Raw genomic sequence first — 26,019 nt, 5'->3', positions numbered from 1 at the left:
CATTGGGTCCTGTGGGGGCAGCTTGGCAGGCTGCGACTAACGGCAACAGCAGCAGTAATAGGAGTGTGCGCATCGATGCCATCATCGAACCAGGTTTATATCTGTCTTAGGCTGTGCGGCACGGTATGCGTCCATGATAGGAGCCCAATTCATCCCACTAGGAGTAGGGTATTGCTTGTAGGCATCCCTGTAATCCTTGTCAAAACGGGCCCAAGCATTTTTAAACTGGCTGGAGAGTGGGAAACGTTGATCATAGGGATCATCCGTGACCTCTTTGGCAATTCCCCTGGCCAGTAGGATATCAGGTGTCACTCTGACACTGGTTAAAAATGCTTCCACATAGCCTCCGGTGGCCATGCCTAAGCCAATGTTATCTCGACGCTCTTCGCGCCATTCATCCCTCACCTTGATGCGATAAGGTTGTACAAGCATGCTTTCCAGCTCAGCTGGTAATGTCAGGCTAATGCGATAGCGTTTTTTGTCATGAAATGAAATCCACTCCAGGTCCACCCGATCCGGCGTTGGCCGCGTGGTGTGGCTCCCTTTAGAAATACTCCAGCGATAGTCTTTTTCTTTTAATCCTTCAACCCCGAAAAATCCGGCGGAACCATTGGTCGAGGCATCCACCAACTTGCCCTGACGATAAAAGAGTACCTCGGTCACCCAAAGTTCATCTGAGTTGGAACCAACCATATGCCACCACTCCAAATTTTTGGGTGGGGAAGAAGCGGCCTGACAAGCAGTGACTAGCGGCAACAGCAGCAGTAAGAGTATCCAGCGCATTAATAACCTCCCTTTTTATTACCCGCCATCTTGCGGATTTCTGTGTCACCAACCTTGTTGGGCTTGTTGACTAGCCCGGTATCTGCGCTGTAGTGCAAATAACTCAGTCGCAACTTTTGGTACACTTCGTCAGGTAAGCTACGAGCTAAGTTGATCGCCTCTCCACGCCGTTTGGCCACATTTACCCATAGCTCATCGAGTTTGGCCAGGTTCACAGTGGGGCATGAAAGTGCACTTTTCATCATCAAATCCCGTCGAGTGGGGTCCCACTCTATAAATGGCACTCCCGCATCCCGTGCCGCTTCCACCATTATGTGCAAGGGGATCCGTGAATACTCCCCCTCCACAATCCGGTGCAGCACCACCTCGACGCTGATGCGACGCTGGCCACCAGTTTGGCTACCTGTTATTGAGCCTATGTATGGGCGTACATTCAGATAGCCAAGTTGGGTGGGCTGACTATTGCTAGTCAGAGACACAACGCCCTTGGCCCACCCTTGTGCGACCCTCATTTTGGCATAGGCACAAGCATCCAGATACGCTTTAGACTTGGCAGCATTGATGTGAGGCAACTCAAAGGAATTGAAGCTAGCGATCACGCAATTTTCAGTTATGAGCGGTGAGGCCCCGTTGGGGTCACGCAAACTCCAGCGGCTGTAATAGCCCCCACCGATATCGGAGTGAGCGCCGGGAATAATGACCTCGGTAAAACTATCCGCAATCGCAGTACCTGCGGCATCATCAGTAATACGGGTCAAGTCAAAGTGATAGCGCCACTCGTCAGCCGCCACGATATGCACCACTCGCTCGGCACAGTCAGGGGCCAGCGTCACATTACGTTTACCCCACAGATAGGAGCTGACCACGGTATCAAACAGCCCGACAAACTGGATGCGCACATCATCACGACAGGCCCAGTCAAAGCCCGTCTTCAAGGGGATATCGGGATCAGTGGCCATGGCCTCCACCAGAGGGTGATCTCCCTTCTGATCGATACGGTTTACAAACTGGCGGGCGGCAGATGCGCCCCTGCTAAAGCCAAATACATCGAACTCGACCTTCTGAATGCACTCGATAGTGGGCAGTATACGCTCAAGTTGTTTTTTGACCTCTGCCACAATTTGGGTTTGACAGGCCTGCTCAACCCGAACAGCACTAGAGGTGTCGCCCTTGTCTGCGGCAAGACCGGCTTTTGCATCGTCTTGCCCTTCGGTGGTGCCAATACCTTCAACATAAACTGCTACATTCAATTCGGATTTTGTTGGCTGTTTATATAGCTCCCTAGCCTTACCAATATTGGTGATGTCGTTCTTCTCACTGTTATTCAGGCCATCAGGCAACGCCCCTTCAAAACACTGCTCCAGCAATATCTGCTGCTCTTCCGGGCTGCATTGCTCCAAGGCAGCCTCCAATGCACTTTTCCCCTCTTTATGCTTGAAGGTGTTGTTGGCTGTGCCATCAAAAAACACCCCGATACGCAGGGTGGTAAGCTGATAGCCCTTCACCTCAATCACGTAGGAGTGTTTGGTGATAAAGCGTGGAGGCTGAGCCTGTCCTGACTGATGTCTTTTCGGTAGCGGCTGTTCTGGCTCGGTGAGACAAAGGTCGCCAGTGGTCACCTTGATATGCTCTCGTTTGACGTCGCAGTGCCCGAATAACTTGTCTGTATAGGCGGGTACCTGTGTGGCCTCACCCTCCTTGAGGGCCTCACGGGATTGCGCCGCCTTGAGCCAGGCTGGCGTCTCGATTTTTACAGCCACTGGGCCAACCGCAAACCCTCGCACCAGGGTGGGCCCATCCTTCAGGGTGACCGTCTCTGACTTGCCGGTTTCGTCAGTCAAGGTGGCCTTGAGCCCCTTGAACGAGCGGTTATGCTCATCGCGAACGTCTATCTCTATCCAGCCGTCATATCGTTCACAAGGGATGCAGTGGGGATCTGCCGCCATCAGGATACTCCTGTCAATTCGTGATGTTTGTTCAGCCAGTTGGCTACCTGAACCAGCTCATCATCGGTCAGCATCAAAGGCGCCCGTATCTCTTCAAGAGGCAGATTGGCCTGCAAGGCCAAGGCGCCAGCCACCACACCATCGCGCACATCCTCTTGCAGCCCATCCTGATTGGCCTGTTTAAGGGTGGGTAAAATGGTACCGGCTGGGTCGGGATGGCGCTCCATCATAGCCGTCATGGTCTGCCATAATCGCCGTCGCAAGATGTAGGCATGACGGTTCTCGTCGTAGAGTCCAGCCAGATGATTAGGCCGGATATAAAACCAGGGAGTTTGCAAGGCCGGTTGGAACCGGGCATTGGGCGTGCGAACGAAGGCTTCACCATGGATCCAGAGCCCGGAACAGGGACCCAGCACACTATCGCGTTCATCAGGGGTCATGGCGCTGAGCATAGGCAGAAAAATGCGTGGGTCAGAAAAACGAAACCAGACTGCTTCTCCCTCGCGTATCGCTTCTATCAGGCTCTGCCAATGGCGGCGGATCAGCTCCACTGATTGGTCGCTGATCAGGTAGAAGCCGCTCAGGGCAGGATTGGCCATCATGAACTCAGTGGAAGGCGCAGGTAGCAACCAGGGCCCCAATGCAGACTGCTCATCAAAAGCGGTACCGGCAAAAAGTGGATTGGCATTCTCTCCATCATATGCATAGAAATCCGCCACAGCTGACACCGCCTGGGCTCCATCGATGACGGCATATCTCTCACCCGCTTGCTCGCCAGCGAGCCAGTCAAATAACGTCATAATACGGAAACCTCAATCAGTCGCTTGATCCTGTTGCGGTTGTCCGATGCATTGTCAGAGGTTGGGACCGTATTGAGCAAGGTATCGAAATCACCTCTCGTGGAGGAAACTACTCGATCAACCCTTAGCTTGGTCTGCGTCGGAAACAGCATCTCAGCTTCTCCCTTGAAGTGCGCAGCGTCTCCCAGCAGACGGCCACCATGACCGGCAGGCAAGCGGATCTTCAACAAGGTATCGTTGACCCAGGCCTTGTCCGGTGAGGTACTCATGAATCCTGGCTCAACAACAATATTGCCCACCCCGGTGAACTGCTCTTTCAGGGCTGCAAGCTCCGGCTTGTCTAGCGCTAGCCCCCGGTAAACGAAAGACAACTCAGGTGAGGCCGGCAATTTGGCCAGACCAGCCTCCACATCGGCAACATAGGCCTTCATTGCCTTATCAAATTCACCCGCAGATGTCGGCTCATCATTCAAATAGCTGCGACTAAGCAGGGTATCGATGGCCTCTCGCTGCTTGTAGGGGCGATCACGCAAATAGTTATTGAGCAATGTGTACCCCTGCGCCGAATAGTATCTGAGCGCTTCATCCGCTTTGGATATCTCTACCGTCGCCCACTTCTTTGCCGGCTTTTTACCTTCCCCTTTGGCCGCAACAGGTGGCGGCGGCGGTGGCATCCCTGCGCCTCCGGCAAGCTGGGGTGGGACGGGTGGTGGAGCCGGTGGCCCCCCGGCAGGCGGAGGTGGTACAGGTGGTGGGGCTGCTGGACAAGGCTTGGCCAGCGGCGCCATGGACTCCATGCTCTTGTGGATGGCCGGGGCTGGCAAAGTTGCTGGTGGTGGTGTTGGCACTTCGACATTGCCTGGCAGGATTGGGGCCTTGCCCCCCCAACCAGCACCTGAACCCGGGCTGCCACCCGAGTTCATCTTGATGGTGGGGCCGACCAGAGTAACGCCGCCACCATCGACCTTGATAAAGCAGCCGCTCACCTTGACGGTGATCTCAGATCCCGCTTCCAATACCACTTTGGCGCCGGCCTTAACGTGCACTTCCTGCCCTGCCTGGGTGAGCCAGCTCTGGCCCAGCTTCTGGTGCATGGAGGCATCGACGGTCAGTGACAGGTCACCCTTGATATGGTCCCGCTTCTCCCCCTCCACGCTCAAATGGTCGTTGGCCTTGATGCGGGTGACTCGCTCATTGTCGATGTCGGTGTGTTGGTCATGCTTGATGTGCCAGGCCGCATCATTTTCAATCAGCACGCTCAGGTCTTTCTGACCGTGGATGTAAATCTCTTCCTGGCCCGCCTGGTCTTCAAAACGCAGTTCGTTAAAGCCTTCGCCCTGGTGGGTTTCGGTGCGCAGCACGGTACGGGTCTTGTTGGCAGGCAAGTCGTAGGGCGGCCGGTTGGTGGCGTGGAAAGTGCGACCAGTGACAATAGGCTGGTCCGGGTCCCCTTCCAAAAATGAAACGATAACTTCGTGGCCGATGCGCGGAATCGCCATCATGCCGTATTGCCCGCCAGCCCAACCCTGGCTCACCCGCACCCAGCAGGAGCTCTGGTCGTTGGAGCTGCCATATCTGTCCCACGGGAATTGCAGTTTCACCCGGCCGTGTTCGTCGCAGTAAATCTCTTCCCCTTCAGGGCCCACCACGATGGCGATTTGCGGGCCGTCCACCATGGGCTTGTGGGGGGCTTGTGGGCTGCCGATACGGGCACGCCAGGTGGTCGCAGCTTTGACCACCCCAAACTCGTTGTGGTAGACGGTCGGACCGCTGCCCCCCTCCTCTTCCAGCGCCTGCGGCTGCAAGCCAGTGTGGCTGATGCGCACGATTTGCCAGTCGGTGTTGAGACTGCCGTTCGGATGCTCGGTCAGCGAGAAAAACTGGCCCGGCAGCAGGGCTGCACTGTTGGATTTGCCGCTGCCCGCCACAGCGTCATTGCGCAGCGCATCGAGCCTGTGCTGGGCAAACTCCTTGCCGCTCGGGTCCTGCTTGTAGCGACCGGGAAAGTCAAAGTGCTGGTAGCTATCGCGCTGATGCTCCAGCTCGCTGCCCTGTTTCTTGTGGGAGAGCCCGTAGGCCGGGGTCTTGAAGCTGTAGTCCTTGAGCTCCACATCGCTCTGGCGCACCGCTTCCCGGTAGTGGAACTGGCGCACATAGGGGCCCTGCTCGAGGGAGCGGTTACCCAAGTTGAAGAAGAGTTCGGGGCCGGCGGTCAGCGCTGCCGCATCGTCGGCAAAGACAATGCGGTGTTTGCCTGCTTCAAATTCGTGGAAATAGAAGAGCCCCTCTTCGGCGGCGAGCCGGTTGACAAAATCGAGGTCGCTCTCGCGATACTGTACGCAGTATTCGCGCTGAGCATGCTCGTTTTTCAGCGCAAAGGCGTAATCGGTAATGCCGTGCTCTTGCAGCAGGATACTGAGGATTTTATCGGGTTTCTGCGCCTGGAAGATGCGGGAATTGTGACGAAGCGAAAGCCGCCACAACGCCGGCTGCACCAGCAGCTGGTAGCGGGTGCGGCGAAAGCCGCTGTCCCCTTGCGCAAAGTCACTCACTACCCCGCACACCCGCCGTTGCAGCTCGCCGTTGTACCACACCATTAGCTCGCACGGCTGGTCCAGCACATCGGCAAAGTCGACATCCGGCTGGGGGCTGGCCAATTCCAACCGCAACTGGAACGGGCTGTTCAGCGCCTCTTCCAGCGCAAACTCGGCCACCACGAAAGTGCTCTCGGGCAGCGCCCCTACCTTGACGGTGAATTGTAATCCTGTGCTGTCTGCCATCGGTGAGCGCCTCTGAGATATGGTGCAGCCCCGTACACTCGGGGGCTTTTCAAACTGTGTGAGAGATCCGCCATCGCCCTGGCTTTTCTGACACCATGGCTACCGCACGCCCTTGACGGCGTGCGACAAGACGTGAATTCGGTTTTTTTCTTGTACCCACTCGCAAAGAGCAAACGGGTACAAGAAAAAATCGGGGTGGTGCAGAACGGGGGAGTAGAAGACAGTCGGCGAGATATCCTCAAATGGATGCTCGTCAATCGCGTAGATAGCAAAGGGCACCGCAAGCAGTGCCCCTTTGTATCAATTTACGCTTCGCTGGGTGCGCGCCAGTCGTCAGAGCCGGAGGTACCAGCAACTGTGTGTTCCCAGTCAATCTTGCGGTAGGCCAGAGAGACCTGGATCAGCTGGGTGAAGTCGGACTTTGCCGGATCCTGGCAGTGGGGCATCTGACAGTCGATATCGACGATGGTGGCATCGGTCAGCACGGTAGAGAAAAAGTGCTCCTGCTTGCCTTCCACGGAAGTGCGATACCACTTCAGGGTCACTTTCGGCAGCATTTCACCGGAGGCCAGGGCGTTGTACATCAGCGGTACGGCCTTGTTCAGGGCAACGGTGAATTTGAACGGCTTGTGGACACGCTGGCCGGCAGGTTGACCGGATTGCGGGTCAGTCGGCACTGTGACGACGTGTTGGAACTCTTGCACCAGCATCTCGTCTTCGTGGCCCTGCACGAAGATGTTGCCGACGGAATCGGAGGTGAAGGCACTCGCGGTGATGTTGCCCTGGGTTTTACCTTCGATGCTGATATAACATGGAGTTGGCATGGGTATGCTCCTGATTGGTTGAACGGTAATGACACTCGACCAAAACCATTAGCAGTGACCATGCCAAACATTTTTATTTATAAAAAACAAAGCCTTACGAAAAACTCAGGTCTATACCCTCACAAAGAGAGCGCAACAAGTTGCGCGAGTGGCATATAACACTGCAAAAGTTTGCACGCCCAGTATTTAAAACCAAAATTAAAGCAATGCCTTGCTCATAATGATACTTAACCCCGTTAGGCAAGTAACAGCGTCTTGTGGCTGACCTTCCCACTGAGCTAGAGCAGTAGGCTGAGGTAATCCACTGATGACGCATACGAACAAGGTTCTGGCAATCATGACGACCAGATCACCCGATGCGATCAGAGTAATGAAGAGGCTGGGCGAATAGCTGAACCGATATAGGGTCGAATGGCCGCCATGGAAAAACAAAACCCCCGGACAATCAGATTGCCTGGGGGTTTGCTGCATGTCAGTGATAACGAGATCTGTACACATATCACGTTCGAACCGGACAGTCCGTCAAACGGGCATAAAGAAAAGGGCCTGTCTTGCGACAGGCCCTTTTCTTTTATTTGGCGGTGAGGGAGGGATTCGAACCCTCGATACGTTGCCGTATACACACTTTCCAGGCGTGCTCCTTCAGCCACTCGGACACCTCACCAAATTTTCACTTCGTTGAAGTGGCTTTCGGATCACGCCATGCGTGCTTTCTTGCCGACTTCGTCGGTGGGCAGCCATTCTGGCATCCCACCAAATTTTTTCTCACATTTTCAGGTGCCTGAGTTGCACCATCGCTTGCAGACCATGCCGCAGCGACGGGGCGTAATGTAAGGGATGCATTGTGTTTGGGTCAATGCAATTTTGCGGTTTTCAATCTGTTTGCTCAAGAACCGAGCCAACTGCGCAAAATCTTTCCACCTCTGCATCCCATACCATCAACTGGCGGCCTGTTCGTGACTCTGCTCGCCTTTCAATGCCTCTTCCAGAGAGCCATAAAACTCCAACTGACCCGGTACAGGGCGCACCTTGGCACGCGCCAATGTCTTCAACGGCTGAAACTGCAACTCGGCAACCCGCAGCTCCACTCCGGCCTTGGCCATCTGCTTTTCAAACTGCAGGAAAGCAGAGAGTCCCCCGGCATCCAGGATGGAGACAGCCTCCATCTGCAATACCAGCAGCTTGTGCCCCTGAACCTGAGCCACCAGCTCGCCAAAGACACGCTCGGCTGCCGCAAAAAACAGCGGGCCGTTGATCTTGTAAAGCAAGGCATTCGTCGGCACTTCGTCGGCATAGCGCTTGTGATCGGCCAAATCGTGCAGCTTGGTCATCTTGGCAATTTCACGCATGAACAACAGCGACGCCAGGATCACCCCGAAAGTGATGGCAATGACCATGTCAAAGATGACGGTCAGCGACAGACACACCACCAACACCAGCACATCGGATTTGGGGGCGCGACGCACAAGCTCCACTACCTTGTGTGCCTCACTCATGTTCCAGGCCACGATCAGCAACAGCGCGGCCATGGCCGAGAGCGGCAACCAGGAGAGCCAGGGTGCCAGCACCAGAATGGCGGCCAGTACCACAAGCGCATGCACTATGCTGGAAACCGGCGAGGTGGCACCCGCCCGTACGTTGGCCGCGGAACGGGCAATGGCCGCCGTTGCCGTGATACCACCGAAGAAAGGCGCCAATATGTTGCCCAACCCCTGCCCCACCAGCTCGGCATTGGAGCTGTGCTTGCGACCCGTCATGCCATCGAGTACCACGGCGCAAAGCAACGACTCAATGGCCCCCAGCATGGCCATGGAAAACGCAGCCGGCAGCAAGCGCTCGATGGCCGCCAGGTTCCATTCGACCGGTGAACCATCCGGCCCCGGCAGTGCCCAGGGCATTACCAGAGTCGGCGCTATGGGCGGGATCCCCATGCCTTGTGTGCCATCGGCCAGGGTATAACTGAACTTGCTGCCAATGGTGGCCACATCGACACCAAAGTAGTGCAGACCAAACCCCAGCCCCACACCCACCAGCACGGCGGGCAAGTGACCGGGCACTGGCAAGCGCAGCCGTGGCCAGAGCAATAACACGGCCAGGGTAGCAATCCCGACCAGCGTGTCACCCCATTGCCAGCTTGGCAGGGCATGTACCAGCGCCTCTACTTTGCCTATGTAATTTTCCGGCATATCAGGCACCTGGAGCCCGAAGAAGTCCTTGATCTGCAAGGTGGCGATCACGATGGCGATCCCGCCGGTAAAGCCCAGGGTCACTGACGGCGGAATGTACTCAATCAGGCGCCCAAGTCGGGCCATCCCCATGGCGACCAGAAAGAAGCCGGAGATCAGGGTCGCCATCAGCAGGCCACCGACCCCGAATTGCTGGGCCACCGGGTAGAGGATCACCACGAAGGCGGCGGTCGGCCCCGACACGGAGAAACGGGATCCACCGGTCACGGCAATGACGATACCTGCGATGATGGCGGTATAAAGACCATGTTGCGGTGGCACGCCGCTGGCAATCGCCAGCGCCATGGCCAGCGGAATGGCGATGATGCCGACCGTGACGCCGGCGATCAGGTCACGGCCAAAGCGAGGGATGCTATAGGGTTCATCAATACAGGATTGGCGTAAAGCAATGGCCAGCTTCACGCTTTGCAAGGGAGCTTGGTTGTGCATCTATGTCGTAATACCAGAAGAGGGAGATAAAGGCCGGATTTAACCGGCGCCCGATCATCATCAAGGGCCGGCAGAACTGTCGACACGGCGATGGTATCCGGGGCAACCATACTCCAGCCGAGGAAATATTTCGATGGGCAGGATCAATGAATGACCATTTCACCGCAAAATAGCGGTTTGTTGCTGGCATATCGCCGATTTTTATCACCATTACGCAGATTTTTCACTTCGCCTGCTAACCAAATGCACACGGCCCGCGGCAGACACTTGTCTACCATCGGGGCGGTTTATGAGGCATGGGACCTCCCATTCACCCACCCCATTTTTATTGCACGGGCAGGGATGGTTGGCCATCACTGAGCATCCAGAACACAATCCGCCACCAGCGCAAAAATTGATAACGTGGCCGCCAGAGGCCAATCTCAAGCTGCTGATTGTGCTGAAAATAGTCCACAATGACCAAGTTTTGGACAAACAGGGCGAAATTCCATTTTTTGCGCCGGATCGCGGGTTGACACCCGGCCGACAGGCTATTAATATCCGCACCGTCTCAACGAGACAGGCAATTCCTCCTTAGTTCAGTCGGTAGAACGGCGGACTGTTAATCCGTATGTCACTGGTTCAAGTCCAGTAGGAGGAGCCAATTCCCTCGTAGTTCAGTCGGTAGAACGGCGGACTGTTAATCCGTATGTCACAGGTTCAAGTCCTGTCGAGGGAGCCATATTCTAAAGCCCAGCCTTTTGGCTGGGCTTTTTCATGTTTGCCACATCCTCCACTTACTCCCCCTCCTTTCCTCTCCATCACGGCTCGCCCCCCATTGCAAGGCTGGCTCTCGCCTCCCGCTCAGGAGACAGACGCAAGCAGGTAGCCCTTGGTCGCACGCAGTACTAAAGTGGACGAGGTGAATAACCTGACAACAGAAGTGAGCAATTATGATGTACAAGACCATGATTACGGCGGCAGCACTGGCCCTGCTGATCCAGTCCCCTGCCCACGCCATCAGTGCCAAATACCGCCAGCAACTCGAAAACTCCGGCTGCACCCAGGCCTCCGAGTTGCAAGGGTGCGATATCACCAAGAGCAAGGCCGAAAATGCCAAGGCTGGTTTTGGCGAGGCAGCCACTCCCGCGAGCACGGAGGCCGCAGCAGACACCACACCCTATGCTGGACAATGGGTGGCCAAAAGCAACGAAGGAGCCACAGTTGCCACCATCCATATAGATGGCAAAGAGCAGGTTTGGGTCAATGGCAAACAGGTCAAGGCAAAGCGGGCTGACGGTGCACTGCTGTTCAAGCAGGGCACCCTCACATTTACCATTCAGGGCGATCGCCGCCTGAAGGGGGAAGATGTCTGGATCGATAGTGATGCGGGCACCAAGGGCCCCATCAATGTCGAGTAATAACCGAGGTGCCTGCCCCGCAACCGGGCACCTGTTCTGCATTCTGACTGTATTGCATCAGTACCGAGCGCTTGCCATCTGGTGATGGTGGCGCATCGACTGTCGGGGTTGGCCCATCGATGCAACACCTTCTACCGAGCACACGGCCATGCAGGCTTTATCAGTAAAACATGCATTCGTCGCCTGACTCAGGCGATAATCAGCCCAATTTCACCCTACTCAGGAGTTCTCATGCGTCGATTCAACGTCATGCTCAACGGCAGCCGATTGATGATGTTCCCCTTCTATGTCTGCATCCTTGTCTGTGTCGCCCTCTTGATGGTGAAGTTTGCCATGCAGCTCTATGTGCTGTGCCGCGACATCATCGACATCCCCTATCTGGATCTGATCACAGGGGTGCTGACCCTGGTGGACTTCGTGCTGGTAGCCCAGATGCTGATCCTGGTGGCCATCTGCGGCTACGTGCAGTTCATCAAGACCCCGGAGCAGCGGGCTGCCCTCGGCGACAACTGGCTCAGCAAGATCAACTTCGCCTCCCTCAAACTCATCGTCATCAACTCCTTGGTGACCATAGCTGGGATCGAAGTGCTCAAGGCCTTTCTCAACGACGGCACCGGCAACGAGATCGAGATGAAGTGGTCAGTCATCGTCTTTTTGGCCTTCTCCACCGCTGCGCTTATCTATGCGGTGACCGAGCGGCTGGCGGAACACAAATAGGGCCCGGCGTCATTCAGGGTCTATTCATCAAGACCGGAATTGATAACTCTTTTCATTACCTTTACCCCATTGTAAACTTGCTCCCCCGGGCTGCATTGCCCGGGCGCTGGAGCACCTATGACAAGCCTTTCTCTCTCACCCCGACACTGCTGGCAGTGGCTGGCCTATCACCATCAGGCCGCCGAGGGCTCCCTCTATCTGATGTTCTTCTCCGGCATGCTGCTGTGGGAGCCGCTGACCCCGCTCTGGTCCCTGGCGCGCTGGAATCTGTTTCTCCACGTGATGCTTTCGCTCACCCTCTTTCCCCTATTATTTGGCGCCTTCTGGCTCTCTCATCGCAGCCTGTTGAACCGCAGCAACAAGCCCTTTTTGCGCACCACGGGGCGAATTATCGAAGCCTTGCTGCTGGTGTGTCTGGCCAGCGGCCTGCTGCTGGTGCTGCATGGCACTCCGGGCGATGCCATGGGCAGCCTCGCCAGCTGGGCCCACTGGCTAAGCGCGTTGGCGTTAACTCCTCTGGTGCTGCGCCACGCCTGGCGCTGGACCATCTTGAAATGGCGCGCCTGACCCCATGTTGAAGTCATCTCTTTGTGCATGTTTGTCACCCTTGCTGGCCCTCCTCCTACTGCTGGCCAGCCCCTTCACGTTTGCCCAGCAGATGGGCGCCGGGATGCTCGCCTATGAGGAGGGGCAGAGCCCGCGCCTTGTCACCGCCAACCTGAGCGCAGGCTCGGTTACCCTGCTTGAACGCGATAGCGGCAAGCGAATGAAAGAGGTGCGGCTGGGGGGCGATCTGCGCCAGCTTGCCCGCGCAGGCGACGGCACCCTGCTGGTCACCGACTACAGTGGCGATCGCCTGCTGCTGCTGGATGATGATCTCGACCTGGAAAGGGCGATCCCCACCGGCCATAGACCCTACGGCATCATCTTCGATCCCAAGCGGCACTGGTTCTGGGTCACGCTGTTTGAGGCAGGTCGTCTGCAGGCCTACAACACCGCGGGCAACCTCCAACTGGATGCAGAAACCGCCGAGACCCCGCGCGGGCTCGCTCTGACCGACGATGATCGCCTGCTGCTCACCCATGCCATGACGGGCCAGCTCGCCATCTATGATCTCGCCAAACTCGGCCACGGCGCCAAGGGCGCCACCCTGCCCAAGCCCAAACTCATCACCCTGGCCGAGACCCACAGCGACACTCCAAGCGACTCTCAGGGATTGCCGCGCCTGCTGGACGGCATCGCCCTCTCCCCCGATGGCAGCGAAGCCTGGCTGCCCCACGTGCTGTGGAGCTTTGACCACCCCTTCCAGTTTCAGAGCACCGTCTTTCCGGCGGTCTCCATCATCGATCTCGATGAGGAGAAAGAGCGGGTCGATGAAAGAAAACAGCTCTTTTTGCAGATCAATCTGCCAAGCGTCGGCAACCGCAGCCAGATCGTCTCCAACCCGTTCGCCGCCCGCTTCGCCGCCGACGGCAAGCGGGTCTATCTGACCCTGGCGGGCTCGGAAGATCTGCTGGTGTTTGACCTCTCTCGCAGCGGCAAATCCAACAACAACCGCCATCGCCGCAAGAAATTTCAGGGGGGCGCCAAGGCAACCCAGCTCTTGCGTCATCTGCCAGGCCAGAATCCGCGGGATCTGCTGATCGATGGCGACCACATTCTGGTGCACAACGCCATGGGGCAGGATCTTACCCGCCTCAATAGCGGCGGTAGCGGCCCGTTTGCCCGGGTCACGGTGGATGTGCCCCACTTCGCCAAACTGGTCGAGACAGATCCCCGCCCCGAGCCGCTCCAGCGCGGCGAGCGGCTGTTCAACCTCGGTAACACAGCGGCCAACTCACGCTTCCCCATGGCGGGAGACAACTGGATGAGCTGCAACTCCTGCCATCTGGACGGGTTCAACTTCACCAACCGCTATCTGATGGCGGCCCATCGCCAGAAGAGCGGCGACAACGCCATCAACGGCCACGCCAACCTCACCAACATGGTGGCGGGGAATTTTGTCGGTGAATACCTGCGCATGACCCAGCAGACCCAGGGCGGCATGGGCCATGACACCCGCGATGGGGCGGAGGCAGTTGACCCCGCGAGGCCCCAACCGGAAGTGAAAGCGATGATGGAAGATCTGCACGCCTTCGTCACCGCCGATGGCAACCTCCCCTATCTCGCTAACTGGCTGCGGCTCGATGCCCCGCGCAGGGATCCTGCCAAGGCACCGACTACCCATCCCAAGGAGTGGCTCAACTCCGCCTCCTGCCAGAACTGCCACCAACAGGCCTTCAAGGATTGGAGCGAGAGCAACCACCGACTGATGGGCAACTCCCACCCCTACTACAAGGTGGTGCAGGCGCTGGCCCGCGAAACCGAAGGGGAAGCGTTCGGCCAGTGGTGTCAGGGCTGCCATATGCCCCAACAGGTGATGACAGGCCAGACGGATCTGCCCAAGGGCTCCCACATGTTCGAGCAGGGCGGTGCCTCGTTGATTGCCGCTCACAAGGCTGGCGAACCGGTCGTTGAGGAAGGCACCGGCTGCGTGCTCTGCCATCGCATCACCAAAGTGGAAGACGCGGGCGGCAACAGCGCCTTTACCGTGAATTTGAAAGACAGGGAGAGCTATGTATTCGAGGATGCCGCGGGCGGCAGCCTTCAGCACTGGCTGGCCGAGCGGCAGATTAACGCCCGTCCGGCGGCCCACAAAGCCTCCTATCAGAAGGATTTCTACCGCGACGCGGCCCTGTGCAAGTCGTGCCACAACGAGTTTGCCCCCGGCACAGGCGCCAATATCGTCAACACCTGGGACGAGTGGGATAACTCCAGCTTCGCCAAGGCGGACGATCCCGCCAAGCGGCGCACCTGCATCGACTGTCACATGAACCCCGAACCGGGCAACGGCGGCGCACCGGTGGCGGGCCAATCCACAGAAAACGGCACCATGAAGGCGCGGCTCTATCGCCACAACTTTACCGGCGCCCAGCATCAGCTGGTGGGGCTGCGCAACCCCGACCTTGAACAGGAGAGCCTGGCCCTGCTGCGCTCCAGTGCTACCCTATCCGCCCGTATCGAGCAAGCAGCCGATAGCCAACAGCTGGTAGTGCGGGTCGCCAATACAGGCGCGGGCCATGCCCTGCCCACCGGGGTAGCCGATTTCCGTGAACTCTGGCTGGAGCTGACCGTCACTGACGCCACCGGCAAGGTGGTGCTTGCCAGCGGCCAGCCGGTGGATGGCGCCGTCCCTGAAGATGCGCGGCTGTTTCGCAAAGTATTCGGCGATGCCGAGGGCAAGCCGGTGGGGCTCAAGTTCTGGCGCTTCGCCAAGCTCTTGGAAGATACCCGCATTCCGGCCGATGGCTGGCGCGATGAAGCCTGGCCGCTGCCCGCAGATTCCCAGGGGCCCTTCAAGGCCGATATCAAACTCAATTTCCGCACCTACCCCAAGTGGGTCAATGATGCGGTGCGCGCCGCCGAGCCCAGCTTGCCGGAGCCACCCATAGTGCAGCTAAATCGGTTGCAACTCACCTTGCAGCCTTTCCCCGTCACGCCCGCTACGGAGCCTCAATCCTGATGTTTGCAAGTTTTCTCATTACCCTGCGCGAGGGGCTGGAAGCCTTCCTGCTGGTCGGCATCTGCCTCTCCTACCTCGCCAAGCTGGGGGCGAGCCGCTACAACAAGTTCATCTATCTGGGGGTGGGGCTTGGCCTTATCGCCTCCCTGATCGTCGCCTTCCTGTTCCAGGTGGTGGTGAGCCAGTTCGAGAGCGAGCGCTACAACCACCTCTTGATGGCGGGGATCCTCATTTTCGCCACTCTGGTGCTCACCTATATGGCGATCTGGATGCAAAAGCAGGCCAAATCCCAAGTGGGGGTCATGACGGCGCGCATCGATGCCGCCATCGATGGCGGCAACCTGTTTGGTCTGGTGCTGCTCGCTTTCCTGGCGGTGATGCGCGAAGGGTTTGAAACCGTGCTCTTCTTCTCCGCCCTGCTCTACTCCGGCCAAGGGGTGGATCTGCAATCCGGCCTGATAGGCGCGCTGGCAGGGCTGCTGGTCTCCATCGCGCTGGTGTGGGGGCTGCTGCGCTCCACCCGCAAGGTGGCGCTGGCCCCCTTCTTCCGCTGGACAGGGCTGCTCATCATCATCATAGCCGCAGGTCTGCTCTCGTCTGCCGTCAATATGTTGCAGGCGGCAGACATCATCACCTTCTGGACCACGCCGGTATTCAACATCAGCCACATTCTCGACGATCAGGGGGTATTTGGTACCTTCCTGCGCGCCCTGTTTGGCTACAATGCCTCACCGGCTGGCCTGCAGCTGCTGACCTGGGCCCTCTATCTGGCGATCTTCGTTACCCTCTGGCAGCGCAGCTATCGCCCGCAGGTGAGTGCCGCGCCCAGCAAGGGCTAAGTCCGCACGCCCAGTGGTTACAAGGCCACGGGGTAACAACACCATTCGGGGGCCGCGCCTTGGCGCTGTTCCCTTATCTATCAAGCAGTTTCGGAACACTCATGAGCGATAACAACAAGAAAATTGCGGTGCTGGGTGCCGGCCCCGCCGGTTTGATGGCTGCCTGGCGCCTGCGCCGCGCCGGTTATGCGGTCACCCTGTTCGAGCAGGAGCCGGTCGTCGGCGGCATGTGCGCCACCCAGACCTTCAAGGGGCGCGACGGCGAGTATCGCTTCGACTACGGCGGTCACCGCTTTATCACCAAGAACCCCGAGCTGCTCGCCTTTATCGACGAGCTGATGGGTGACGATCTGCTCCACGCCGAGCGCAAAAGCGTCATCCGTTTCGGCGGGCGTACCTATGACTACCCCCTCAATCTGACCAACCTGATCAAGACAGCCCCGCTGCCGCTGATGGCCGGTGCGGTGAAAGACTTGCTGCTGTTGCCTTTTGCCAAGAAGCCGGACGATTTCGCCAAAGCGAGCTTTGCCGAGTGGATCCAGAGCCACTTCGGCCGCACCCTCTACCGCCAGTTCTTCGAGGGCTACACGGCTAAGCTGTGGGGCATCAACCCGGACAAGCTCTCCGCCGACTGGGCCGGTCAGCGCATCAGCCTGATTGATCTCAAAGACGTGGCGCGCCGCCTGCTGCCAAGACGCAACGGCAACCTCTCGGTGCGCACCTATGCCCGCAAATACCGCTACCCCAAATATGGCTTCGGCCAGATCTTCGCGACCCTCGGCGAGCGGCTGGTAGCAGAAGGGGCCCTGCTGAAAAACGGCGCCACCATCACTCGCCTTGAGCAGGCTGATGGCCGCATTGAACGGGTTTATTGGTCACAAGATAACGTTGAGCAGAGCGAAGCGTTTGATCAGGTGATCTCCACCCTGCCGCTGCCGCTCACCTGCCAGCATCTGGGATTGCCGTGCGATCTGCACTACCGGTCGCTTCGCTTCGTCAATATGCCGCTCAAACAGGAGAACCTGTCGGACAACACCTGGCAGTACCTCTCCGACCCCCATATTCTGGCCACCCGTTTGCAGGAGCCGCGCCGCCGCAGCCCCTTTATGGCGCCAGAAGGCCAGACCTCGGTGATGCTGGAGATCCCCTGCAATCCGGGAGATGCCACCTGGCAGGCCCCGCTCGCCGATCTGCGCGGCCGGGTCACGGCCGATCTGGCAAGCCTTGGCGTGGACACCACCAAGCTTGGCGATGAGACCTTCGAAGCCCGCAGCGAGTACGCCTATCCGCTGATGGATCTCGGCTATCAGGCACGCCGCGACGCCGCCATTCAGGCACTGATGCCGATTGGCAACCTCATCATGACCGGCCGTCAGGGGACATTCCGCTACATCTTCACCGACACCGCCATGGAGATGGGGATGATGGCCGCCGACATGGTGATCGACGGAGTGGACAGACGCCATGCCATCTTCAACCATCGCAATGAAAATACCGTGATTGAAACCCAGAGCGTGGCGTGAGAAGCATTGCCGGTGTCCAACGGAAGACAGACGCCGCAGCACCTTTAACCATCGCAACGAAAACACCGTGATCGAAACCCAGAGCGTGGCCTGAGTGCCGCGCCATTGGCATAACCTCTTGGCATAAGTAAGGAGAACAGGATGACCATACGCCCGGGTTTGCTTGCCCTCACCCTGCTGCTGACCCTGAGCGGGCAGGCGCAGGCTTACTCCTACGCCGCCGCCGGCAAGGAGCCACTGATCGACGCCCGCGAAGCGCTGCTTGGCGCCGCCACTGACGGCAAGGATGCCAGCGCCACCTTGAGCGAGATTGCCGACGAGCTGACCTATCTGGAACAGCACCACAAGGTCGAACTGCAAGCGCCGCTGGCCGCCGCCATCAAGGGGAAAGATGCCGCCGCCACCGCAGCCATGCTCAATCGCGCCTACAAGGCGGAGATCGAGCGCCGCCTCGAAGGGGCCAGCCAGAATCTTGGCGATTATCAGACCGCCAAGGTGCTGGTGGTCAAGAGCAAGCGCTTTCTAGACCTGATCCTCCCCTCCCTCAGTGAAGGGGATCGCAAGGCGGCCGAACAGGCGCTGGCCAAGGTGCTCGATGCCATCGGCAACCCTGGGGTGTTCGGAGTAGGCGCCAAGCCCGCCGATGCCGCCGCCTTTAGCGATGCAGAAAAAGCGCTGATGGCTGTGCTGGCGCCGCTTTGATGACCTCTCATTGATGACGACGGCCCCCCTCATCCCCGGCCCTTCTCCCGCAAGGGGAGAAGGGGGGCGTCACCACGGCCGATTACGCTTCGCTAATCGACCCTACTTGCTGATCCTGCTGCAACTGGCCTGGCTTGGCTGGCTGCTGGCCTTCCCGGTGGCCCTCGATTCCGACGATGCCCTCAATTTCGCCCACGGGGTAACGCGCTTTAGCGTGCTGGAGTTCTCCCCCCACTTTCCGGGATATCCCGCCTTTATCTGGCTGGCGCGGCTGATCAATCTGGTGGTGGACGATCCGGCCCGCGCGGTGCAATGGGCCAGCCTCTTCGGCACTGCGCTGATAGCACCGCTCGCCGCCTTGCTGGCGGTGAAGTTATGGCAACGGTCAAGTCTGCTCGCCCCCGTCTGGCTGCTGGTGCTGGCCCTGCCGCTCACCCCGACGCTGGCCCTCTCCGGCCTCTCGGATGGGCCGGCGCTCGCCGCATGGCTCGGGGCTCTCTTGGCCTTGCAGCAGCGCAGGATGGCGCTGGCGGGCCTGCTGGTCGGGCTGCTGCTGGCCCTGCGCCCCTCCTATTTTGTGCTGGCCCTGCTGCCCCTTTGGCTCGGGATGGCACAAAAGGGAACGCGCGTCAGGTTTGTGCTCCCCATCGCGCTGGTGGGGCTCACCAGCCTGCTCTTTGTCTGGCAGGCCGATGGCTGGGCCTATTTCAGCGAGGGGCGGCGCTTTACCGACGGCCACTTTACCCTCTGGGGCAACACGGCGGCGGCCCATGGCGATCGGCTGCTGAGCTGGGCGCGCACCTTCAACGATCAGCTCACCCCGCTTTGGCCCTTGGCTGTTGGGGCGCTGCTGGTGCTGCCACTCTGGCAGCGCTCAAAAGGCAACACCGCCGTCCTCTCTCCACTCTGGACGCTCTACTGGCTCGCCCTGCTGCTCTGGACCCTGTTTGGCCAGAACCCGGACAATCCCCGCCATCTGGCCCCTATCACCCTGCTCGGCCTCGTGCTGCTGGCAGGCTGGCTGCCACGCTGTGGCGAGTGGGTGGTCGCGGTGGCCGGACTGCTGCTGCTCGGCGTGACCTTCACCCTGCCCCGTCCGCCCGCCATGGTGCAGGCGGCCAGGGTGGCAGAGACAGCGTGTCCGGCGCTGGTGACTCAGTGGGGAGTACGTCTGCTGCGAGAGACCACTGCTCTGGCCGTCACCGATGGCTGGTATCGGGGGGATGCACGACTCGCACTGGCACAGGGAGCCTGCCGTCTCAGCCGACGACCCATCGCCACCGGTGACATGCCGGTACCAAACCAGCAGCAGTGGTTTTCACCTCGCTTTCATGCTGAGCCAGGTATCTGGCTCGGGATACCCGCCTACTTTTACCCTTAGTTGGCAGTGCAACGCACTTTGGCGACCATTTGACTAACGGCTCTGGCGCCCCGGTCGGCTACACTCACTGCGCATCCGTGACAAGTGAGTCTATCCATGAAGAGATCAAGCGAGTGGTTTCTCATCCACCTGACACTGATACTGGCCAGCGGAACCTTGCTATTGCCACTCTGGTTACAGGGGGGAAGCCAGGGGCATGACCTGTTTCATCATCTGCTTTCCGGCCACTATTTTGCACAACAACTGTGGCAGGGGGAGATCTACCCACGCTGGTTGATGGCCATGAATGGCGGCTTTGGCAGCCCTACCTTCTTCTTTTATCCCCCCTTGCCCTACTATGTCAGCGCCCTGTTTGCCGGACCCCAGGCCCCCCTGCATGACGCCATCACGCCCCTGCTCTGGAGCGCCAGTCTGGCCTTGCTGCTGTCCGGCCTCTTTGCCTATCTCTGGCTGCGCAGTTTTGCCTCCCCCTTGCGGGCCCTGGCCGCCACCCTGCTTTATCTCGCCTTGCCTTATCATCTGGGCATGGATCTCTATGCCCGCTTTGCCCTGGCCGAATTCTGGGCTTTCGTCTGGGCTCCCCTGATCTTGCTGGGACAAGATCTCGCCAACCAGCGCAGTCGCAAGGGACTTCCCTTGCTGACTCTGGCGCTGGCATTGCTGGCGTTTTCTCACCTCCCCAGCCTGCTGCTGATGATGGGGCTGCTCACACTGCGCGCCCTGCTGCAAGCCTGGCGATCCCGCATCCTGTTTCCGATCCAGCTAGTGGCAATGGCCCAAGTGCTGGGGCTGGTCATGGCTGCGACCCTGCTGCTGCCTGCCCTGCTGGATCAAGGCGCCATCTCCATGGAGTTGATGCGGGGCGGCATGTTCGACTTCAGACGCAACTTTCTCGACCGTTTGCCCTCTGGCTGGGGTGACTGGCGCTTTCGCGGCCACCTGGCCTGGCAAAGCATGCTGACCATGGGGCTGCTGCTGGTCGCCTGGGCGGCGACCCGGGAGCCACGTCATCCCGAATTATTGATGTGGGGGATCATAGGGACAGTCTCCTTTCTCATGATGCTGCCCCTGAGCGAGCCCATCTGGCATCTGCTGCCACCGTTGCAACGAGTGCAATTTCCCTGGCGGTGCAACCTGATCCTGGCCCTGGCCACTGTGGCCGTAGTGGCGCTGGGCACCCCTGTCGACCGTCCCTGGCAGTGGATCTGGTGGGGTCTGCTGCTGGTCACGCTCGTCTCCAGCCTTGCCTATGTGGCTTACTCCCCTCTCACCCAGGCACCGCGCAAGGACATGATTGAGAGCGAATTCGACAGCAAGCGCAGTGCCCAGGAATATCGCCCCAATCAGGTGCCCAGAGGGCAGTTCACTCCGACCTTGCTCGCCAGGAAAGGGGAGTTTCAACCCCCCGTCACCACAGAGCAGCCGGGCGCTGCGTGGAAGATCATTCGCTGGCAGCCCAGATGGCTGGAGCTGGACGTGAAGGCGCAGCAGCCCACCAAACTCATACTGCACCAATATGACTACCCCGGCTGGCAGGCCAGACTGGATGATTCGCTGACACTCGCTGTCAGTGCAAACCGGCAAGGACTGCTGCAGGTCTGGATACCGGCGGGTCAGCACACCCTCACTCTCAAGCTGGCGGCACGCTGGCCAGAGCGGTGGGGTATTGGGCTCTCCCTGTTCGGCTGGCTCTGCTGGCTGGTGCTCGCCTGCCTGGGGGCCAAAAAACCCAAAAAGCGTGTGACCCGGACACGGGTGATAGCGTGACGGGGGGCGGGCTTGGGCATAGTCCTGCCCAAGTCCGCCAAAACTGATAGACTCACCCCTGTTACCTTATTTCACGCGAACTTGCTCACGATCGGACATCCTATGCCCCAACCCTTACCCCTCTCTCCCCGCTTTCTGTTTATCCTGCTTGGCGCCCTGGCGGGCCTGACCCCGCTGGCGGTCGACATGTACCTGCCCGCCATTCCGGCCATCGCCCGGGATCTGGCCACCAGCATAGACGGGGCCCAGCTCACCATCAGTGCCTTCCTCGGTGGCTTTGCCATCGGCCAGCTGTTTTACGGCCCGCTGGCAGACAGCTATGGCCGCAAACCGGTCATCCTGGCGGGGCTCACCATGTTTGCCATCGCCTCTGTGGGCTGCGCCATGGCAGACTCCCTGCCCGAACTGCTGGCTTATCGGATGCTGCAAGCGGCTGGCGGGGCGGCGGGCTCGGTGGTGGTCAATGCACTGCTGCGAGATCTGTTTGAAAAGGATGCATTTTCCCGCGCCATGTCGTTCGTCATCCTGGTGATGACATTGGCACCGCTGGTCGCCCCTGTGATCGGCGGCTACATTAGCGCCCACAGCGACTGGCGGGTGATCTTCTGGCTGCTGGTGGGGATCAGCCTGCTGGTCTGCGTGGTGATGCAGTGGAAAATTCAGGAGACCCTGAAGCCTGAGCACAGACAACCGCTCAAGCTGGGACAGATCCTGAAGAACTACTGGAGTGTGCTCTCCCATCGCGGGGCTATGGGTTATGTGCTGTGCGGATCCCTGTCGAGCTCCGGCATGTTTGCCTTTATCAGCGCATCCCCTTACGTCTACATCGAGTATTTCAAGGTGCCGACCGAGCACTACGGCTGGTTGTTCGGACTCAATATCCTGCTGATGATGCTGGTCACCTTCGTCAACAGCCGGTTGGTGAAGGGGGTGGGTGCCGAGCGCATGCTGCAATACGGGCTGCTGATGCTGCCCTGTGCCGGTGCCCTGCTCATCTACAACGCCTGGAGCCAGACCGGCGGCCTGTGGGGCATCGTCATCCCTGTGGTGCTGTTCGTCGGTCACATCAGTCTGGTGGGGGCCAACGCCATGACGGGCCTGATGGGGCACTTTCCCCAATCGGCGGGCACGGCCTCCGCACTGGCCGGCACCCTGCGTTTTGGCATAGGCGCCGTGGTCGGCATCCTGGTCAACCTTGACCCACCGCAATCCCCGCTGCCCATGGCCATCGCCATCGCCGGCTGCGGCTTTGGTTCGGCCATCAGTTACTGGCTGCTGACCGGCAAGCGATCTGCTGTGGCCTGATTATCTACACCTCACTCTGATCCTGAAAAAGCCCTGTCTGCATGACAGGGCTTTTTTGTATCAAGAGTCGGCTTGGGACAACCGACTCTTGCCTCGGTCAGGCCAGGCGCCCTGCGTATATCAGAACATGGCACTATTGAGCCAGAGATGTGCACCTATGCTCACCAGATAGCCGAGCAGGATGGCCGGTAACCACTTGAGATGGCTAAAGAAGGTATACATGCCGTGGGCCTGCCCCATCAGGGCGACCCCGGCCGCAGAGCCAATGGACAGCAAGCTGCCCCCCACACCGGCGGTCAGGGTCACCAGCAGCCACTGCCCCTGCACCATGTCAGGGTCCATCGACAGCACGGCAAACATCACAGGAATGTTGTCGACAATGGCTGACAGGATACCGATACAGATGTTTGCCATCGTCGGGTTGCCACCGTCATACAGCAAGTGTGACACCAGCTCCAGATAGCCCATGAACCCCAGCCCCCCCACGCACATCACGACGCCATAGAAGAACAGCAGTGTGTCCCACTCCGCCTTGGCCACCTTGTTGAAGACATCGAATGGCACTATGGAGCCAAGGCTGCGCAGCCGTTCATGATCCCCGGTGCGCTCATAGAGTGCCCGCTTGCGCGCCAGGGAGAGCGGCAGTGACTTGCGCAGATAGAAGCCGAAAAATTGCAGATATCCCAGACCCAGCATCATGCCGAGGACAGGGGGCAGATGGAGGAAACTGTGGCAGAGCACAGCCGTGGTGATGGTCAGCAGGAACAGCAGCACTATGCGGCGGGCTCCCCGTTTCAGCTCCACCGCTTCACTGGCCGCCTCAGGCACATGGCGAGGCACCATCAGACTCATCAGCAGGGCGGGCACCAGAAAATTGAGCAAGGACGGAATGAACAGGGCGAAGAACTGGCTAAATTGCACCTTGCCAGCCTGCCACACCATCAGGGTGGTGATGTCGCCAAAGGGGCTGAAGGCGCCGCCGGCATTGGCCGCAATCACGATGTTGATGCAGGCAAGATTGATGAAGCGTCGATCCCCGTTGGCGACTTTCAGCACAACGGCGCACATCAGAAGCGCTGTGGTAAGGTTGTCGGCCACCGGCGAGATGCAAAATGCCAGCCCCCCCGTCAACCAGAACAGGGTTCGCAACTGAAAGCCGGACCGGATCAGCCAAGCCCTGAGCGCATCGAATAGATTTCTGTCTTCCATGGCGTTGATGTAGGTCATCGCCACCAGCAGAAACAGCATCAGCTCGGCATATTCGAGCAGGGTGTGGCGAAATGCCTGCTCTGCGGCCGGGCTCATGCCATTTTGCGCATAGGCAATGCCGATCAGGATCCAGATCACGCCGGCAGCCACCAGCACGGGTTTTGACTTGCGCAGTTGCAGATACTCTTCGGCCATCACCAGCGCATAGGCCAATACGAACAGGCCCACGCAAAACAGGCCGATAGTGGACAGGGTTAACGGGATCGGGCCGCTACTGGCCTGGGCAGGAGAGATGAACAGGGACAGCAATACGGCAAAGCGGGTGAGCACAGACATGGGCCTCTTCCTTATAGAACCATCTGGCTGGGATGCTAGCACCTGGATGAAAACAAAAGTTCATCCAGGTCAATGAATTATCAATTAATGCATGGTCGAGGCAAAAGGGTTATTTCTTGCCAAAGCCCGACAGCTTGAGGGTGTAGCCAGCGCTGTTTTGCCAGGCATCCAGGCCACTGCGGTTGTTGCCCGCCACCAGACTGGCGGCCAGGCTCGGGCTGTTGAACAGCTGATCGGCGGTGAACACAAACCCCCCTTCACTGCGAGGGGTGAGGATCCCCTTGCCCAGCAGCTCCTGGCGCAGTTCGATCACGGCTTCGCGCAGGGAGGCTGCATCCTCGCCATTGGCGGTGGATCCCGCCAGCACCATGAAGCCGGGATTTTGCCGCTTGCCCACCGGATAACCGTGAGCTTCGGCCCCCTTGCCGTTGAAGTGGTAGAGCTCGCGCTCCCCCGGCTTGTTGTCGGAGAGCGCCTTTTGAAGGGTCATCAGCTCGTTATAAATCTCGATGGGGACGACGGCAGCCTGCTTGTTGCCCTTGCTATCGATGATAAAACTGACTTGCTTGTGTAACATCCTTGCTCATCCTGTGACCCATGGAAGCTCCTATTCTAACCACCTCTGCCAAGCGGGATCCAGCGAGGATCCTCACCTCTTTTGCCGGGGTGATCACTAACTGGCGCTCTTGATCAGTTGCAAGGCGTGTTGATCATTCCCGGCCGTGGTAGCGTAGATGGCATGATGAAAGCCATTGACCATCAAGTGGTTATCCCATGCTGACCCTGCGCAACCTCTGCAAGAGCTTTGATAACGGCAGCGAACGCCTGCCGCTGTTCCACAGTCTGGACCTCACTCTGACCGCTGGCGAGACAAGCTTGCTGCTGGGGCAGAGCGGCTGTGGCAAGTCGACCCTGCTCAACCTGATAGCAGGCCTGCTCCCCCCGGATGAGGGGGAGATCTGGCTGGGGGAAACCCGGCTCGACACCCAATCCCCGGATGAACGGGCCCGCCTGCGCGGCCGGCATTTTGGCATCGTCTATCAGGATTTCAATTTGCTGCCGACCCTGACAGTGGAGGAGAACCTCTGCCTGCCCCTGTCGATCAACGGCCTGCCACGCCATGAGACAGAGATTGACGATTTGCTGAAAAGGCTCGATCTCGTCCACAAGCGCCACGCCTGGCCGGAGCAACTTTCCGGCGGCCAGCGCCAGCGGGTGGCACTGGCCCGCGCCCTCATTCACAAGCCCCGCTGGCTCTTGGCCGACGAACCCACGGGGAGCCTCGATGAGCACAACGCCGAGCAGGTGATGGCACTGATGGTGGAAGCGGTGCGTGAAACCGGCGCGGGTCTCTTGCTGGTGAGCCACAACCCGGCCTATGGCGCCCTGGCAGACAGAGTGCTTCGCCTCGAAGGGGGCCAGCTGATTGAGCTCAAGGGGGCGCACCATGAGTGAGGCCAGCCGTGATCG

19 protein-coding genes, 3 tRNA genes and 1 pseudogene are annotated in these 26,019 nt (G+C 59.0%); 13 read left to right on the top strand and 10 right to left on the bottom strand.

All coding sequences use genetic code 11. The features are described 5' to 3' along the window. Positions 1-81: 81 nt before the first annotated feature. The 8 genes and pseudogenes from GWQ29_RS06640 to dauA form a co-directional block, all read right to left on the bottom strand. Positions 82-783 (bottom strand): DUF2931 family protein, encoded by a 702-nt coding sequence (locus GWQ29_RS06640; protein WP_275919045.1) that lies wholly within the window; start codon positions 781-783, stop codon positions 82-84. Further along, on the bottom strand, positions 783-2,729 hold the full coding sequence (locus tag GWQ29_RS06635; RefSeq protein WP_275919044.1) for a DUF2235 domain-containing protein: 1,947 nt from the start codon (positions 2,727-2,729) through the stop codon (positions 783-785). The genes GWQ29_RS06640 and GWQ29_RS06635 overlap by 1 nt, the downstream gene beginning before the upstream one ends. After that, positions 2,729-3,529, bottom strand: coding sequence for a DUF4123 domain-containing protein (locus GWQ29_RS06630; protein ID WP_275919043.1), 801 nt, complete (start codon positions 3,527-3,529; stop codon positions 2,729-2,731). The genes GWQ29_RS06635 and GWQ29_RS06630 overlap by 1 nt, the downstream gene beginning before the upstream one ends. Next, positions 3,526-4,203 (bottom strand): ADP-ribosyltransferase, encoded by a 678-nt coding sequence (locus tag GWQ29_RS06625; RefSeq protein ID WP_275919123.1) that lies wholly within the window; start codon positions 4,201-4,203, stop codon positions 3,526-3,528. Before GWQ29_RS06625 ends, GWQ29_RS06630 begins: the two co-directional genes overlap by 4 nt. A 174-nt stretch (positions 4,204-4,377) precedes the next feature. Continuing rightward, positions 4,378-6,309 (bottom strand): annotated as a pseudogene (locus GWQ29_RS06620) (type VI secretion system tip protein VgrG); the annotation flags it as partial. A 305-nt stretch (positions 6,310-6,614) separates the two neighbouring features. Next, positions 6,615-7,133, bottom strand: coding sequence for a type VI secretion system effector Hcp1 (gene hcp1, locus GWQ29_RS06615; protein WP_021140316.1), 519 nt, complete (start codon positions 7,131-7,133; stop codon positions 6,615-6,617). Between the two features lie 576 nt (positions 7,134-7,709). Then, positions 7,710-7,797, bottom strand: a tRNA-Ser gene (locus GWQ29_RS06610). A gap of 274 nt (positions 7,798-8,071) precedes the next feature. Next, entirely contained in the window at positions 8,072-9,808 is a 1,737-nt protein-coding gene (gene dauA / locus GWQ29_RS06605; protein ID WP_275919042.1) for a C4-dicarboxylic acid transporter DauA, read from the bottom strand. Between the two features lie 567 nt (positions 9,809-10,375). Here dauA and GWQ29_RS06600 point away from each other — a divergent pair. The 12 genes from GWQ29_RS06600 to GWQ29_RS06545 all read left to right on the top strand — a co-directional run bounded on the left by GWQ29_RS06600 (position 10,376) and on the right by GWQ29_RS06545 (position 23,004). Then, positions 10,376-10,451: transfer RNA gene (locus GWQ29_RS06600), tRNA-Asn, on the top strand. Between the two features lie 2 nt (positions 10,452-10,453). Then, a tRNA-Asn gene (locus GWQ29_RS06595) sits at positions 10,454-10,529 on the top strand. A 211-nt stretch (positions 10,530-10,740) separates the two neighbouring features. Next, positions 10,741-11,208, top strand: a complete 468-nt coding sequence (locus tag GWQ29_RS06590; RefSeq protein WP_265422069.1) for a hypothetical protein — start codon at positions 10,741-10,743, stop codon at positions 11,206-11,208. 231 nt (positions 11,209-11,439) lie between these two features. Further along, entirely contained in the window at positions 11,440-11,925 is a 486-nt protein-coding gene (locus tag GWQ29_RS06585) for a YqhA family protein (protein ID WP_265422070.1), read from the top strand. A gap of 117 nt (positions 11,926-12,042) precedes the next feature. Continuing rightward, positions 12,043-12,492 (top strand): hypothetical protein, encoded by a 450-nt coding sequence (locus GWQ29_RS06580; RefSeq protein ID WP_265461392.1) that lies wholly within the window; start codon positions 12,043-12,045, stop codon positions 12,490-12,492. A 4-nt stretch (positions 12,493-12,496) separates the two neighbouring features. Further along, the gene (locus tag GWQ29_RS06575) at positions 12,497-15,487 is read left to right on the top strand and encodes a hypothetical protein (RefSeq protein WP_275919041.1); all 2,991 of its coding nucleotides are present in this window, start codon (positions 12,497-12,499) and stop codon (positions 15,485-15,487) included. Further along, complete coding sequence (locus GWQ29_RS06570) at positions 15,487-16,326, top strand: FTR1 family protein (RefSeq protein ID WP_275919040.1); 840 nt, start codon at positions 15,487-15,489, stop codon at positions 16,324-16,326. Before GWQ29_RS06575 ends, GWQ29_RS06570 begins: the two co-directional genes overlap by 1 nt. Positions 16,327-16,427: 101 nt before the next feature. Beyond that, positions 16,428-17,849 (top strand): NAD(P)/FAD-dependent oxidoreductase, encoded by a 1,422-nt coding sequence (locus tag GWQ29_RS06565; protein ID WP_275919039.1) that lies wholly within the window; start codon positions 16,428-16,430, stop codon positions 17,847-17,849. 141 nt (positions 17,850-17,990) lie between these two features. Further along, the gene (locus GWQ29_RS06560) at positions 17,991-18,551 is read left to right on the top strand and encodes a hypothetical protein (protein WP_275906785.1); all 561 of its coding nucleotides are present in this window, start codon (positions 17,991-17,993) and stop codon (positions 18,549-18,551) included. Between the two features lie 106 nt (positions 18,552-18,657). Next, positions 18,658-19,932 (top strand): hypothetical protein, encoded by a 1,275-nt coding sequence (locus GWQ29_RS06555; RefSeq protein WP_275919122.1) that lies wholly within the window; start codon positions 18,658-18,660, stop codon positions 19,930-19,932. A gap of 96 nt (positions 19,933-20,028) precedes the next feature. Next, positions 20,029-21,699: a 6-pyruvoyl-tetrahydropterin synthase-related protein gene (locus tag GWQ29_RS06550; protein ID WP_275919038.1), complete on the top strand. Its 1,671-nt coding sequence runs from the start codon at positions 20,029-20,031 to the stop codon at positions 21,697-21,699. 102 nt (positions 21,700-21,801) lie between these two features. Next, on the top strand, positions 21,802-23,004 hold the full coding sequence (locus tag GWQ29_RS06545) for a Bcr/CflA family multidrug efflux MFS transporter (protein ID WP_017412350.1): 1,203 nt from the start codon (positions 21,802-21,804) through the stop codon (positions 23,002-23,004). 120 nt (positions 23,005-23,124) lie between these two features. On the opposite strand, the gene nhaD is transcribed toward GWQ29_RS06545, so the two are convergent. Continuing rightward, positions 23,125-24,549 carry a sodium:proton antiporter NhaD gene (gene nhaD / locus GWQ29_RS06540; protein WP_169046302.1) on the bottom strand — a complete coding sequence of 475 codons (1,425 nt, stop codon included), beginning with the start codon at positions 24,547-24,549 and terminating at the stop codon, positions 23,125-23,127. Positions 24,550-24,658: 109 nt separating this feature from the next. Next, the gene (locus GWQ29_RS06535) at positions 24,659-25,126 is read right to left on the bottom strand and encodes a DUF4357 domain-containing protein (protein ID WP_005310491.1); all 468 of its coding nucleotides are present in this window, start codon (positions 25,124-25,126) and stop codon (positions 24,659-24,661) included. A 197-nt stretch (positions 25,127-25,323) separates the two neighbouring features. Here GWQ29_RS06535 and GWQ29_RS06530 point away from each other — a divergent pair, with 197 nt between their 5' ends. After that, entirely contained in the window at positions 25,324-26,004 is a 681-nt protein-coding gene (locus GWQ29_RS06530; RefSeq protein ID WP_275919037.1) for an ABC transporter ATP-binding protein, read from the top strand. Positions 26,005-26,019: the final 15 nt, after the last annotated feature.

The sequence above is a fragment of the Aeromonas sp. 2HA2 genome, from assembly GCF_029237345.1.
GTDB lineage: Bacteria > Pseudomonadota > Gammaproteobacteria > Enterobacterales > Aeromonadaceae > Aeromonas > Aeromonas salmonicida.
The sequence above is the reverse complement of the archived record's forward strand: the minus strand, read 5'-3'. Positions and strand labels throughout refer to the sequence as shown.

Coding starts and splice junctions, on each gene's coding strand:
- GWQ29_RS06640 (WP_275919045.1), bottom strand. CDS start 783: ATGCGCTGGATACTCTTACTGCTGCTGTTGCCGCTAGTCACTGCTTGT.
- GWQ29_RS06635 (WP_275919044.1), bottom strand. CDS start 2,729: ATGGCGGCAGATCCCCACTGCATCCCTTGTGAACGATATGACGGCTGG.
- GWQ29_RS06630 (WP_275919043.1), bottom strand. CDS start 3,529: ATGACGTTATTTGACTGGCTCGCTGGCGAGCAAGCGGGTGAGAGATAT.
- GWQ29_RS06625 (WP_275919123.1), bottom strand. CDS start 4,203: ATGCCACCGCCGCCGCCACCTGTTGCGGCCAAAGGGGAAGGTAAAAAG.
- hcp1 (WP_021140316.1), bottom strand. CDS start 7,133: ATGCCAACTCCATGTTATATCAGCATCGAAGGTAAAACCCAGGGCAAC.
- dauA (WP_275919042.1), bottom strand. CDS start 9,808: ATGCACAACCAAGCTCCCTTGCAAAGCGTGAAGCTGGCCATTGCTTTA.
- GWQ29_RS06590 (WP_265422069.1), top strand. CDS start 10,741: ATGATGTACAAGACCATGATTACGGCGGCAGCACTGGCCCTGCTGATC.
- GWQ29_RS06585 (WP_265422070.1), top strand. CDS start 11,440: ATGCGTCGATTCAACGTCATGCTCAACGGCAGCCGATTGATGATGTTC.
- GWQ29_RS06580 (WP_265461392.1), top strand. CDS start 12,043: ATGACAAGCCTTTCTCTCTCACCCCGACACTGCTGGCAGTGGCTGGCC.
- GWQ29_RS06575 (WP_275919041.1), top strand. CDS start 12,497: ATGTTGAAGTCATCTCTTTGTGCATGTTTGTCACCCTTGCTGGCCCTC.
- GWQ29_RS06570 (WP_275919040.1), top strand. CDS start 15,487: ATGTTTGCAAGTTTTCTCATTACCCTGCGCGAGGGGCTGGAAGCCTTC.
- GWQ29_RS06565 (WP_275919039.1), top strand. CDS start 16,428: ATGAGCGATAACAACAAGAAAATTGCGGTGCTGGGTGCCGGCCCCGCC.
- GWQ29_RS06560 (WP_275906785.1), top strand. CDS start 17,991: ATGACCATACGCCCGGGTTTGCTTGCCCTCACCCTGCTGCTGACCCTG.
- GWQ29_RS06550 (WP_275919038.1), top strand. CDS start 20,029: ATGAAGAGATCAAGCGAGTGGTTTCTCATCCACCTGACACTGATACTG.
- GWQ29_RS06545 (WP_017412350.1), top strand. CDS start 21,802: ATGCCCCAACCCTTACCCCTCTCTCCCCGCTTTCTGTTTATCCTGCTT.
- nhaD (WP_169046302.1), bottom strand. CDS start 24,549: ATGTCTGTGCTCACCCGCTTTGCCGTATTGCTGTCCCTGTTCATCTCT.
- GWQ29_RS06535 (WP_005310491.1), bottom strand. CDS start 25,126: ATGTTACACAAGCAAGTCAGTTTTATCATCGATAGCAAGGGCAACAAG.
- GWQ29_RS06530 (WP_275919037.1), top strand. CDS start 25,324: ATGCTGACCCTGCGCAACCTCTGCAAGAGCTTTGATAACGGCAGCGAA.